12 protein-coding genes are annotated in these 12,536 nt (G+C 32.1%); 8 read left to right on the plus strand and 4 right to left on the minus strand.

The features are described 5' to 3' along the window. Positions 1–32: 32 nt before the first annotated feature. From C4S29_RS13915 to C4S29_RS13930, 4 genes are all read right to left on the minus strand, one after another. A complete protein-coding gene (locus tag C4S29_RS13915; protein WP_103914717.1) occupies positions 33–638 on the minus strand; it encodes a fumarylacetoacetate hydrolase family protein in 606 nt (201 codons plus the stop codon). Between the two features lie 72 nt (positions 639–710). After that, the gene (locus C4S29_RS13920; protein ID WP_103914718.1) at positions 711–1,127 is read right to left on the minus strand and encodes a putative signal transducing protein; all 417 of its coding nucleotides are present in this window, start codon (positions 1,125–1,127) and stop codon (positions 711–713) included. A gap of 455 nt (positions 1,128–1,582) precedes the next feature. Further along, on the minus strand, positions 1,583–2,347 hold the full coding sequence (locus C4S29_RS13925; protein ID WP_103914719.1) for a 3'-5' exonuclease: 765 nt from the start codon (positions 2,345–2,347) through the stop codon (positions 1,583–1,585). A 98-nt stretch (positions 2,348–2,445) separates the two neighbouring features. Then, positions 2,446–3,168, minus strand: coding sequence for a CDP-alcohol phosphatidyltransferase family protein (locus C4S29_RS13930; RefSeq protein ID WP_103914720.1), 723 nt, complete (start codon positions 3,166–3,168; stop codon positions 2,446–2,448). 203 nt (positions 3,169–3,371) lie between these two features. Here C4S29_RS13930 and C4S29_RS13935 point away from each other — a divergent pair, with 203 nt between their 5' ends. From C4S29_RS13935 to C4S29_RS13970, 8 genes are all read left to right on the plus strand, one after another. Next, positions 3,372–5,300, plus strand: coding sequence for an LTA synthase family protein (locus C4S29_RS13935; RefSeq protein WP_103914721.1), 1,929 nt, complete (start codon positions 3,372–3,374; stop codon positions 5,298–5,300). A 131-nt stretch (positions 5,301–5,431) separates the two neighbouring features. Next, the gene (locus C4S29_RS13940) at positions 5,432–5,851 is read left to right on the plus strand and encodes a DUF2147 domain-containing protein (RefSeq protein ID WP_103914722.1); all 420 of its coding nucleotides are present in this window, start codon (positions 5,432–5,434) and stop codon (positions 5,849–5,851) included. A 95-nt stretch (positions 5,852–5,946) separates the two neighbouring features. After that, entirely contained in the window at positions 5,947–6,444 is a 498-nt protein-coding gene (locus C4S29_RS13945; protein ID WP_103914723.1) for an RNA polymerase sigma factor, read from the plus strand. A 2-nt stretch (positions 6,445–6,446) separates the two neighbouring features. After that, the gene (locus tag C4S29_RS13950; protein WP_103914724.1) at positions 6,447–7,079 is read left to right on the plus strand and encodes a hypothetical protein; all 633 of its coding nucleotides are present in this window, start codon (positions 6,447–6,449) and stop codon (positions 7,077–7,079) included. Positions 7,080–7,123: 44 nt separating this feature from the next. Continuing rightward, a complete protein-coding gene (locus C4S29_RS13955) occupies positions 7,124–8,107 on the plus strand; it encodes a pyruvate dehydrogenase complex E1 component subunit beta (RefSeq protein WP_103914725.1) in 984 nt (327 codons plus the stop codon). Positions 8,108–8,185: 78 nt separating this feature from the next. Continuing rightward, positions 8,186–10,174, plus strand: coding sequence for a KUP/HAK/KT family potassium transporter (locus C4S29_RS13960; protein ID WP_103914726.1), 1,989 nt, complete (start codon positions 8,186–8,188; stop codon positions 10,172–10,174). A 50-nt stretch (positions 10,175–10,224) separates the two neighbouring features. After that, positions 10,225–10,704, plus strand: a complete 480-nt coding sequence (locus tag C4S29_RS13965) for a Fur family transcriptional regulator (protein ID WP_103914727.1) — start codon at positions 10,225–10,227, stop codon at positions 10,702–10,704. After that, positions 10,704–12,443, plus strand: a complete 1,740-nt coding sequence (locus C4S29_RS13970) for an OstA-like protein (RefSeq protein ID WP_103914728.1) — start codon at positions 10,704–10,706, stop codon at positions 12,441–12,443. The genes C4S29_RS13965 and C4S29_RS13970 overlap by 1 nt, the downstream gene beginning before the upstream one ends. Positions 12,444–12,536 lie beyond the last annotated feature (93 nt).

Raw genomic sequence — 12,536 nt, forward strand, 5'->3', positions numbered from 1 at the left:
AAAGTTACAAATAAAATTTCAGTTAAAAAAAATTACTGTATTCTAATATCAAATACTTTTTCATCTTCTAAAAAACCTTCTAAAACGTCCTTTTCAGCCACTTTTCCCACGCCTTTTGGTGTTCCGGTAAAAATTAAATCGCCTTTTTTTAAAGTGAAATATTTTGATACAAATGCAATTATTTTTTCGGGGCTAAAAATCATTAATGAAGTATTTCCGTTCTGTACTTCTTTTTTATTTTTAAATAAAGAAAAGTTCAGTTTTTTTAAATCAAAATTTTCTTTTTGGTAAAAATCTGAAACAACAGCAGAACCATCAAACGCTTTTGCCAACTCCCACGGCAAGCCTTTTTCTTTTAGTTTACTTTGCAAATCACGCGCTGTGAAATCTATTCCCAAACCAATTTCATCAAAATATTGTCCTGCATTTTGTTCAGAAATATATTTGCCAACTTTCGAGATTTTTAAAACCACTTCCAATTCATAGTGAATATCCTCGGAAAATTCTGGAATATAAAAGTCAGTCCCTTTTAAAATTGCCGAATCTGGCTTCATAAAAATCACAGGTTCTGTGGGAACTTCATTTCCCAACTCTTTTGCGTGTTCTACGTAATTTCTACCGATGCAAAGTATTTTCATTTATTTTATTGTTTTTACTTTGTCAAAGTTTTGTGAAGCAAAGAAATCTTTGACAAAGTTTTCTATTACATTTTATTTTTTAAACTCATTTCCACAAAAATAGCAATTATAAGTATTTTCATCTGAACCAAAATTTAAAAAAGGCATTGCAAAACCGAAAATTTTATCAGGATTATCATTTCTGTATAAATGATTGGAACCGCATTTTGGGCAAAGTAAATCAAAATCTGGATTAGAAATCGTGTGTTCTACTTCCAATTCTACATGTTCGTTTTCTAAAAAATCTTCTAAAATTTCTCTTGCTTTATCCAAATCATTGTCAAAAACCTGAAGTTGAATGCCGCCTAAAGCATTTGATAAAAGCCAATCTGACTGAATGGTTTGCTCATTTGCAATATAGCTTATAACATTATTGTCTGCCAAGATTTGTTTGTCTCGGTTCGCTTCTAGGCTGTTATTATAATATTTAAACTTAACCAGATTTGACATATTTTTTTTATTTAAACTCCAGAATCGATACAAATTAAAAGCCAAGATTTAAGATATTTTTTTAACTTAATTAAGGATTTTTTGCATAAATCTTAAAAAAACTTAATTTCTTAATAGATCTTAGAGCCTGTTTAAATTTATAATTTATTTTTACCATTAAGGAATTAAGCCATTTTCGCTTAAAAAACTTAATAAAAATCAATTTATTGATTGCTTAATCAGAATAAACTTAACTCACTGAAATTCTTAATGTTAAATTTAAGAATAAACAGATTTTATTTTAATTTAGAAAATTAAGAAAAGGCTATAAAAAATTTATTGAATGAAATTTAAACAGGCTCTTAATTTTAGAACTTTATTTTTCAACTTATTCTAACGTTTATAAGAATAAATTTCAACTTTAAAAAATCAAAAACTTTTGTTCCTCCTGCCTGTCAGCAGACAGGTTTGTGGTTTTAAAACTTCGATTTCAACTGAATTCCAGTTAAAATTTTCTTGGTATAAAGCGGGAAATCAGCATTTTGAATCCAATTATAATAACCCAAATCTTTTTTGAAAACCTCTTTCACAATTTGCCCTTTATATTTTCCGAAAGCAAAAATTTCATTTTCATCGTCATCAAATTGAATCATACCTGCTAAATCTGCAAATTTTTTATGAAAAGACAAGTCGCTTAAACCAGAAATATCATTTGGGATTTCATCATAGTGGCCAACTTGCGCGTCTAAAACTTCAAATGTGGCGAGAACATCGGCTTCCGCAGAATGCGCATTTTCTAAAGGTTTTCCGCAATAAAATTTATAAGCGGCCGTCAAAGTGCGAGGTTCCATTTTGTGGAAAATAGTTTGCGCATCAACCAATTTGAATTTACTTAAGTCGAAATCTATTTCTGCACGCAGCAATTCTTCGGCTAAAAGTGGCACATCAAATCGGTTAGAATTAAAACCGCCTAAATCTGTCCCAGAAATCATGGCCATAATTTTTGGTGCCAATTCTTTAAAAGTCGGCGCATCTTTTACGTCCTCATTTGTGATGCCGTGAATTTCTGAAGTTTCCGCAGGAATTGGTATTTGCGGATTTACAAGCCATGTTTTGCTTTCTCGAGACGCATCAGGATTTACTTTTAAAATACAGATTTCTACAATTCTGTCTTTAGAAATATTGGTTCCTGTGGTTTCTAAATCGAATATGCAAAGTGGTTTGTGGAGTTTTAAGTTCATTAATTAATAGATTTTAGATTTTAGATTTTAGATATGAGAAGTGAGATATGAGAAGTGAGATATGAGATATGAGATTTTAGACTTTTGATAATATTTTTTTATTTTAAACTTTTCTGAAAAATTAATGAAACCAAAATATAATACAAAATTATCAATGGAATTCCGTAAAACTTAAATATAATTAAAATTAAAATTGCACCCAAAACCAAAACAATTTTCGGAATATTATCTTGCCATTTCATGGATTTGAATTTCATGGCAATCATTTTTATGGGCGAAATTAAAAGCCACGAACTAAAAATCGTAATTAAAATTAATATTGCACTAGAACTTTTATAAAAAGTGTAATTATCAAATGGAAAATAAGGCGTGGTTAAAATATAAATGCCAAAAATTAAAATCGTGTTTGAAGGCGTATTTAAACCTTTAAAATAATATTTTTGGTCTTCATCAATATTAAAAATTGCTAATCTTAAACAAGAAAAAAGCGTAATTAAAAGCCCAAAATATTTTAGTTCAAAAGGTAAATTAAATCCAAATAACAGATTTCCAAAAGGTTCTAACATTTTATACATTGCAATTCCCGGCAAAACCCCAAAAGTCACCATATCTGCAAGAGAATCGAGTTGCGCACCAAGATTTGAATTAGATTTTAGAGCGCGTGCAATAAAACCATCAAAAAAATCTAAAACCAGAGAAATAACGATACAAATTGCCGTAATATCATAACGCCCTTCAATTAAATTGATAACGCCAATGGTTCCAGAAAAAAGATTGCCGAGCGTGAATGCGTTGGCTAAATTATTTTTAAAAAAGTTCATAAACACAAAAGTAAGGTTTTTATTAAAAGTAGTAAGTCACTTTTTTTTAAGATAAATTGTGAATATCAAAAAAAGTATTTAATGTAAATTTGCAACATTATTTTAAATTTTTAGAATGAAATCGCCATCAAAAAGTTTACAAACAAACACAAATGAAGATTAAGGCGATACCAGATGACCTTTAAAAATATATAAATCTACATATGAAAAACTTCAGATTACAAGAGATTTTCGCCTTAGTTTACCGCCTATTTTTAGCCTTTGTTTTCTATCAAATTGCACGATTTTTATTTTGGTTTTATAATAATGATTTACTTAAAGTAGATTCTGTTGCAGATTATTTCAGGCTTTCTTTCCATGGTTTCGCGTTTGATACAACGGCGATTTTTTATGTAAATGCGCTCTTTATTCTGTTGAGTTTAATTCCTATAGTTATCAATACAAAAAAGCAATACCAAAGCTTTCTTTTTTATTTGTATTTCATCACCAACGGTTTGGCGTATTCGCTTAATTTTGGCGATTTTATTTATTACAGATTTTCGCAAACCCGATTAACTTCCGCAGCAATTGACGTTTCAAAGCACGAAAATAATCTGGGAAAAGTATTTTTTGCGGCAATTCTCGATCATCCTTTTGTTCTCATTTGGTTTATCGTTTTAATGATTTTATGGATTTTTCTTTATAAAAAAGTAAAAATTACAGAGCGCAAACCACAAACTTTATGGGTTTATTTTGCTTCTTCAATTGCAACTTTGCTCATTGTTGCCACATTGGTTGTGGGCGGCATTAGAGGCGATTTTAAACATTCAACCAGACCGATTAATTTGGTAGATGCCAATCGGCACGTCTCAAATCCTGTGCAAGCCAATTTTGTTTTAAATAGTGTTTTCTCCTTTTTTAGAACGATAGATACCAATAATTTTAAATTAGTCCATTTTGTGGATCAGAAATTTATTGATGAAAATATCAAATCTGAAAAAATTTATGTTCGCGAAAATGTAGAACCAAAGCCAAATGTGGTGATTTTTATTCTTGAAAGTTTCGCCAAAGAATATTCTGGTGCTTTTAATAAAGACACAAGAATTAAAAATTTTGTGTCATACACGCCATTTTTTGATAGTTTAGCAACGCAAAGTTTTATTGCAACCGATGCTTTTGCAAATGGCAGACAATCCATCCACGCGATGAGTTCTGTTTTGGCAGGAATCCCAAGTTTGACGGATGCTTTCACAAGTTCGCCGTATTCTAACCAAAAAATTCAAAGTATAGTTTCGGTTTCAAATGAAATGGGCTACGATACATCCTTTTTTCATGGCGCAGCAAACGGCTCGATGGGATTTTTAGGTTTTGGTAATATTTTAGGATTCAAGCATTATTATGGAAAAACTGAATATAATAATGATGCAGATTATGATGGTATTTGGGGTATTTGGGACGAGCCGTTTTTTCAATATTTTGCTAGAACATTAAACCAAAAAAAATCACCATTTATGGCCACTTTATTTTCCGTTTCTTCACACGATCCGTTTAAAGTGCCAGCGAAATACAAAGGAAAATTTAGAAAAGGACCTTTGCAAATAGATGAACCAATTGGTTACACAGATTATTCTCTAAAAAAATTCTTTGAAACTGCGAAGAAAATGCCTTGGTATAAAAACACAATTTTTGTTTTGGTAGCCGATCATACCAATCAAATTTATTACCCAGAATATCAAAAAGCGATGAATCGTTTTGCCATTCCAATTCTGTTTTTTTCGCCCAACCCGAAATATAATTTAAAGGGCGAATTTACCCAACCAGCACAGCAAATGGATATTTATCCCACTTTGGTAGATTTGATGGGTTACAATAAACCCTTTAGAAGTTGGGGTAGAAGTTTGCTTTCGGATAAGAAGGAGCAGCCTATCATTGTGAATTCTAACGGCACTTTGGAGCAGTTTTTAATTGGAAATTACTACTATCTTTTTGATGGAAAAAATTTCACGGGCATCTATCATAAAGATGATTTGGGTTTAGAAAAAAACGTCATTGCAACCGAAAAAACACCAGAAATAGAGAAAGGAAAATTGATTGCAAAAGCCTGGTACCAGGATTATATGAACCGCGTAATTAATAAAAAATTAGATAAATAATTTTAGGCTTAAAACGCTTGTTTAATTATTAAAGATTCGGCACGGCAATTGTAATTATTGCACCAATAAATAAATAAATTTGCAGGTTCAGTAAATTTATCTATTTTTAACCCAATAAAATTTTAAAAAAAATGAAAAAATTATTATTTGCAACATTTGCCTTGTTCTTTAGTGTTTTGTCTTATGCCCAAATCGAAGGAAAATGGAAAACCATTGATGACGAAACGGGACAAGCGAAATCTATAGTTGAAATTTTCAAAAAAACAGACGGTAAATATTATGGAAAAATAGTGCAATTGCTTATAAAACCAGAAAATAACAATTGCGTAAATTGCAAAGACGATCGGAAAAACAAACCAGTTCTAGGTTTAGAAATTATCCGTGGTCTTTCTAAAGACGGAAATGATTTTGACGGCGGAACAATTACAGACCCGAAAAATGGAAAAACGTATAAATGTACTATTTCTAGAGACGGCGAAAAATTAAATGTGCGAGGTTACATCGGTTTTTCAGTTTTTGGAAGATCGCAAACTTGGACGAAAGTTAATTAAACTTTATTCTATTAAAGTTAAAAGCAATTCAGAAATGAGTTGCTTTTTTTTTGCTCAAAACTGTAACGAAAAATAGAAAGTTACACTTATACATTATGCAAAGAGATTTAGAAAAAGAATTTGTTTCACTTCTGAAAGAACACCAAAGGTTGGTACATAAAATTTGTAGAATTTATACCAACGATTCACAATCACACGAAGATTTATTTCAAGAAATTGCCATTCAGGTTTGGAAATCTTTTGCCAATTTCAGAGGCGAGGCAAAATTTTCTACTTGGATGTATCGCATTGCATTAAACACAGCACTTTCTTTAATGAAGAAAAAGCAGCGCACCATTCTCACAAGTTCAGAAATTGATGTCAATATTTTAAAAATAAATTCAGAAACTTATAAAGATGAGGAAGAAGAAAAATTAAAAAAAATGTACGCCGCTATTCATCAACTTTCAGATATAGAAAAGGCTTTGGTAATGATGTATTTGGATGATAAATCGCATCGTGAAATTGCGGAAATTCTTGGTATTACAGAAGGAAATGCGAGAGTAAAACTCAACAGAGCGAAAAATCATCTTAAATCTTTAATAAAAAATTAAAAATGGAAGAATTAGAATTATTAAAAAAAGATTGGAATTCAAAATTTGATGATTATAAAAATTATTCAGAACAAGATATATTTAAAATGATAAAAGGAAAATCGTTTTCTATTGCCAGAATTTTATTAATTATTGGCTTGCTTGAAATTTGCTTTTGGATGTTTTTTAATTATTTAGATATTTCAAAAAACGAAAGTTTTTTTAGTGTTGAATATATTTTAAGAACTGTGCTTTTTGTGGTTTTTATGGGAACGCTCATCTACAGCTTTATGGTAATAAAAAATGAAAGCAATGCTAAAAAATTGATGCAGCAAATTCTCAATCTTCGTAAAATTATTTTAATCTACATTATTTTAACATTTATTTTAATTTTAATATTTGGAATTTTAGATGTCAGTCATAATGCAGCGGATTCTTTGAGAGGTTTTGTTAACGGATGGAATAGTGCTAATGAAAAAAGAATGAAACCACTTTTACAATCAGATTTAGGAAATATTTTTGGTTATTTCTTATATTTCACAACATTTTCACTTGGTATAATCATCCTCTATTTTCTATATAAAAGAATTTACGGCAGACTCTTAGATAGATTAAAAGCGAATTATAAAGAGTTAAGTAAAATAGAGATTAATTAAATATAAAATCATTATTTTTGTACTTTAAATTTTTTTAAAATACTATGAAAGAATATACATTTCGTGAAGTAATTTGCCAAGCCATGAGCGAGGAAATGCGCAAAGATGAATCCATTTATTTAATGGGCGAAGAAGTTGCAGAATATAATGGTGCATACAAAGCCTCAAAAGGAATGCTGGATGAGTTTGGCGCAAAACGCATAATTGATACGCCAATTGCGGAATTGGGTTTTACAGGAATTGCAGTTGGTTCTGCAATGAATGGTAACCGTCCGATTGTAGAATATATGACTTTTAATTTTTGTTTGGTTGGGATTGATCAAATTATCAACAATGCTGCAAAAATTCGCCAAATGACTGGCGGGCAATGGAATTGTCCTATCGTTTTTCGTGGTCCAACTGCTTCTGCAGGACAATTGGGTGCAACACATTCTCAAGCCTTGGAAAGTTGGTTTGCCAATATTCCAGGTTTAAAAGTTGTTGTTCCGTCTAATTGTTATGACGCAAAAGGCTTATTGAAATCGGCCATTCAAGATAATGATCCTGTAATTTTTATGGAATCTGAACAAATGTATGGCGATAAAATGGAAATTCCTGAAGAAGAATATTATTTACCGATTGGCAAAGCAGATATTAAAAAAGAAGGGAAAGATGTCACTTTGGTTTCTTTCGGAAAAATTATGAAACTGGCTCTGCAAGCGGCTCAAGATTTAGAAAAAGAAGGAATTTCTGTTGAAGTGATAGATTTGAGAACCGTTCGTCCGCTAGATTATGACACCGTTTTAGAATCTGTGAAAAAAACCAATCGTTTGGTGATTTTAGAAGAAGCATGGCCGTTTGGTTCTGTAGCCTCAGAAATTACTTACATGGTTCAGCAAAAAGCTTTCGATTATTTAGATGCGCCTATTAAAAGAATTACTACACCAGATGCACCTGCGCCATATTCTGCAGCATTATTTGATGAGTGGTTCCCTAAATTAGAGAAAGTAAAAGAAGAAATAAAAAACGCAATGTATCTAAAAGCGTAACCAAAAACCTCCAAATTAGGAGGTTTTTTCATTCGAATATTTATTATTTAATCTACATTTGCAAATATTTTTTAAGATATGTCGCAAGATTTAGGTGGTCATTTAAACACCAAAAAACTCACAGCAATTGGGATTTTAGTTTCCCTTGGAATCGTCTTCGGAGACATCGGAACTTCGCCGCTATACGTAATGAAAGCCATCGTAAATGCCCGCATTGATGGTGGAAATATGCGCTTCGATGAGTATATAGAAGGCGCCCTGTCCTGCATTATTTGGACACTAACTTTACAAACTACCGTGAAATATGTGATGATTTCACTTCGCGCTGACAATAAAGGTGAAGGCGGAATTTTAGCCCTCTTTTCTTTGGTTAAAAATATTAAAAAAGGTTGGCTCTATCTCATTGCAATTATTGGTGCTTCCGCTTTAATAGCAGACGGTGTTATAACGCCTTCACTTACAGTGATTTCCGCAATAGAAGGTTTAAAAATTTATAATCCACAAACGCCAGTTGTTCTTATAACTTGTATAATTTTAATAGTTATTTTCACTGTTCAGCAATTTGGAACCAATTCTATCGGTAAACTTTTTGGACCAGTTATGGTGATTTGGTTTCTAGTTTTGGGCGGTTTAGGATTGAATCATTTGAGCGATAATTTTGGCATTTTGCGCTCTTTTAATCCGTATTATGCATACAAATTAATCGTTCATTCGCCGAGCGCAATTGTGATTTTGGGCGCTGTTTTCCTTTGTACGACGGGCGCAGAAGCCTTATATTCAGATTTGGGTCACTGCGGCGCAAAAAATATTAGGGTTAGTTGGCTTTTCGTGAAAATAATGCTGATTTTAAATTATCTCGGGCAAGGCGCATGGATTTTAAAAAATTATGACGCAGTACATACCGGCGGCATTAATCCGTTTTTTGGTGTAATGCCCGAATGGATGCTTATTCCGGGAATTATAATCGCTACTGCGGCCGCAATTATCGCAAGTCAGGCTTTGATTACTGGTTCATTCACAATATTTTCTGAAGCCATGTCACTTAATTTTTGGCCTAACCAAGAAATTGATTATCCTTCCGGAATTAAAGGACAAATGTACATTCCGAAAATTAATTGGGGGCTTCTTTTTTTCTGCTTAATTGTTGTTTTGCATTTTAAAGAATCTGGGAAAATGGAGGCGGCTTATGGACTTTCAATTACCATAACAATGCTTATGACAACCGTTTTGCTCGGTTTTTGGCTCTTAAAAAAACGGGTTAATAAATTTGTAATTCTTGGTTTTGCGCTCGTTTATTTGAGTATTGAACTTGGTTTCTTTAGTGCAAATGTCATTAAATTTTTTGAAGGCGGTTGGATTACAGTAGTTTTGGCAGGTTTCATCGGTGTTTGCATGTATGCTTGGTACAACGGACGTTTAATTAAAACTAAATTTATAAAATTCGTCAACCTCAAAAAATATATTTCAACTATTCAGGATATGAAATTGGATGAAACCATTCCCAAATTTGCTACAAATTTGGCCTTCTTTAGTCGTGCAAAACGAGAAAATGAGGTAGAATCCAAAATTATTTATTCTATTATTCGTTCTCAACCTAAAAGAGCCGATCATTATTTTATTTTAAATATTATCAACCAAGAAGATCCTTTCACTTTCAAATATACGGTCGATGAAATTTTACCAGGAACTATTTATAAAGTAAGTTTTATACGTGGTTTTAAAGTAGATCGTAGAATAAACGATTATTTTCAGCAGGTTTTAAAAGATTTGATGGCAGATGAAACACTTCCGTCTCGCAGTCCGCATCCATCTTTGCGCGATCACAATATTCCGCCAGATCTTAAATATGTCATTATAGATAATGTTTATATCAATGAATATTTGCTAACCATTCGTGAAAAAATTATACTTAATATTTACAATTTTGTGAAATATATTGGCAGCACAGATTTTAAATCTTATGGCGTTTCTCCACATAATGTCGTTGTAGAATCTGCGCCTCTTTTAGATTTTAATGACAATCGGAAAAAAATTCAACAGAAAGATTTTATTCGATTTGATTCTTAATTTCAAACGAAATATTAATTAAATTATCATTAAATTTGATGTTTAATATTATGACAAACGTAGCGCAAAAAGAAAATAATCGCAAAATTATAAAGGAAGTTTTAAAACAGTATTTGCAAGAAAAAGGCTTTAGAAATACGCCAGAACGCTATACTATTTTAGATGAAATTTATGATATGGATCACCACTTCAATGTGGATGATCTTTATTTGCTGATGATGCAGAAAAAATACCATGTCAGCAAAGCCACTATTTACAATACAATCGAAATTTTTTTAGATGCGGGTTTAGTGAGGAAGCACCAGTTTGGCGAAAAAACTTTAACTTCATCTTCCTACGAAAAATCTTATTTTGATAAGCAACACGATCATTTGGTAGTTTATAAAACAGGTTCTGATAAAGAAATAGAAGAAATAATAGAATTTTGTGATCCAAGAATTCAAAGCATTAAAGATTCAATAGAAGAGGTTTTTGGCGTAAATATTGACACGCATTCACTTTATTTTTACGGCTATAAGAAACCCAAATAATGCGATTTTTTCTAACTTTTTTCTTTTTTTTATCCCTAAATGTTTTCGCGCAAGTCGATCTCATGACACCCCGTCAACCGGCACAAAAAGATCCTTTTTTTAATGCCAAAATGAATCCACAAGCGCCACCTGCGGAAAAAGTACACCATGTGCACTCTGATACGTTTGGCAAAAATCCGCTAAAATATGATGGCAATCCCTTTTTTGAAGGCCATGTGAAATTTGAGCATAAAGGCTCCACTTTAACTGCAGATATTGTAATACTTTACCAAGAACAAAATTTTGTAAAAGCCATCGGAAACGTAAAATTGGTCAACCCTGATGGTTCTGTCATCACCGCTGGAGAAATGGAATACGACGGAGAAACGGAACGCGGAATTGCCCGAAATAATGTGATTCTTACCGATCCCAAACAAACGATAAAAACCGAAACTTTATACTACGATAGGGTTTCAAATCTTGCATATTTCAATACTGGTGGAAGTATTTACGCTAACAATAGCGTAACTTATGTTAAAAATGCAAGTTACAACATAGCCACAAAAGTGATTAATCTTACCAATAATATTAAGATTGAGAATAATCAATATACGCTTATCGGAGATAATATTGTGCAGGATCAAAATACAAACATAGCCACGATTAATGGACCAACAACCATTACTAATAAAAAAAACACAAGTAACGTTATTTACACCGAAAAGGGATCTTACAACCAAAATTCTAAAGAAGTTTACCTCAATAAAAATTCAAAAATATATTACAACGGAAAAGTTTTAACAGGCGATACCATGTATTTTAACCAAACCACAGGTTTTGGAACTTCTAAAGGCAATGTAACTTTAGACGATCCAAAAGAAAATCGCTATATAAAAGGTGGCTATGGCGAAATTTATCAGTTTAAAGATTCTGCGATGGTAACAGATAAACCTTACGCCGTAAAAGTTTTGCAAAATGATTCGCTTTATTTTTCTGCCGATAAATTTTTAACTTTTCAAAAACCAGATTCCAATTTGGTGAAAAAAAGTTTCTTGCGCGCCTACAAAAAAGCCCGTTTTTATAAATCTAACGCACAAGCAAGAGCAGATTCTTTAAGTTTTAATGAAACAGATGGCGTGATGCATTTGAATGGAGCACCAATGCTTTGGAGCGGTACAAAACAAGTAACAGGCGACAAAATTGATGTTTTTTTTAACACCAAAAAAGAATACATAGATTCCCTAAAAGTGATCGGAAACGCCTTCGCCATTAGCAAAGCAGATTCTATGAATTTAAAGGATGAATTCAACCAAATCAAAGGAAAATTGATGACGGTTTATTATAAAGAAAATGAAGTAAAACTCGCCAAAGTAATAGGCAACGCGCAAGCCATCACTTATGCCGATGACGATAACACAAAAACTGGCGTTCCAGAGCGAATTGGTATCGCACTTTCTACTTGCGGAACGATTGAAGCCGATTTTACCAACCAAAAAATTCAGATTATTTCCTGTAATATTGGTGCAAATTCAGACATTTATCCGATGAGTAAAATCTCTAAAAAGCAAAGATTTTTCCCAGATTTTAATTGGAATACAAAAGACCGACTTCTCAAATGGCAAGATATTTTTAAAGATTCTCCCAATAACCCAGAAATCATTTACACTTCAGACGATTCTATCTACCAAAAAGCCGAAGAAGAAAGGAAAAAATTGGAAGAAAAAAATAAACCGAAGGAAATTAAACGCGAGCGCAGGTAGAAACGCGATTCATCGCGTTTATGAATGCAAAAGATTAAAAGAAAAAAATAGACCAAAAGAAATTAAACGCGAGCGCAGGTAGAAACGCGATTC

It is taken from the genome of Halpernia humi (assembly GCF_900108025.1).
Classification (GTDB): Bacteria; Bacteroidota; Bacteroidia; order Flavobacteriales; family Weeksellaceae; genus Halpernia; species Halpernia humi.

Excerpts from the sequence above, each read along its gene's own strand:
- C4S29_RS13915 (WP_103914717.1), bottom strand. The coding sequence starts at position 638 with ATGAAAATACTTTGCATCGGTAGAAATTACGTAGAACACGCAAAAGAG.
- C4S29_RS13920 (WP_103914718.1), bottom strand. The coding sequence starts at position 1,127 with ATGTCAAATCTGGTTAAGTTTAAATATTATAATAACAGCCTAGAAGCG.
- C4S29_RS13925 (WP_103914719.1), bottom strand. The coding sequence starts at position 2,347 with ATGAACTTAAAACTCCACAAACCACTTTGCATATTCGATTTAGAAACC.
- C4S29_RS13930 (WP_103914720.1), bottom strand. The coding sequence starts at position 3,168 with ATGAACTTTTTTAAAAATAATTTAGCCAACGCATTCACGCTCGGCAAT.
- C4S29_RS13935 (WP_103914721.1), top strand. The coding sequence starts at position 3,372 with ATGAAAAACTTCAGATTACAAGAGATTTTCGCCTTAGTTTACCGCCTA.
- C4S29_RS13940 (WP_103914722.1), top strand. The coding sequence starts at position 5,432 with ATGAAAAAATTATTATTTGCAACATTTGCCTTGTTCTTTAGTGTTTTG.
- C4S29_RS13945 (WP_103914723.1), top strand. The coding sequence starts at position 5,947 with ATGCAAAGAGATTTAGAAAAAGAATTTGTTTCACTTCTGAAAGAACAC.
- C4S29_RS13950 (WP_103914724.1), top strand. The coding sequence starts at position 6,447 with ATGGAAGAATTAGAATTATTAAAAAAAGATTGGAATTCAAAATTTGAT.
- C4S29_RS13955 (WP_103914725.1), top strand. The coding sequence starts at position 7,124 with ATGAAAGAATATACATTTCGTGAAGTAATTTGCCAAGCCATGAGCGAG.
- C4S29_RS13960 (WP_103914726.1), top strand. The coding sequence starts at position 8,186 with ATGTCGCAAGATTTAGGTGGTCATTTAAACACCAAAAAACTCACAGCA.
- C4S29_RS13965 (WP_103914727.1), top strand. The coding sequence starts at position 10,225 with ATGACAAACGTAGCGCAAAAAGAAAATAATCGCAAAATTATAAAGGAA.
- C4S29_RS13970 (WP_103914728.1), top strand. The coding sequence starts at position 10,704 with ATGCGATTTTTTCTAACTTTTTTCTTTTTTTTATCCCTAAATGTTTTC.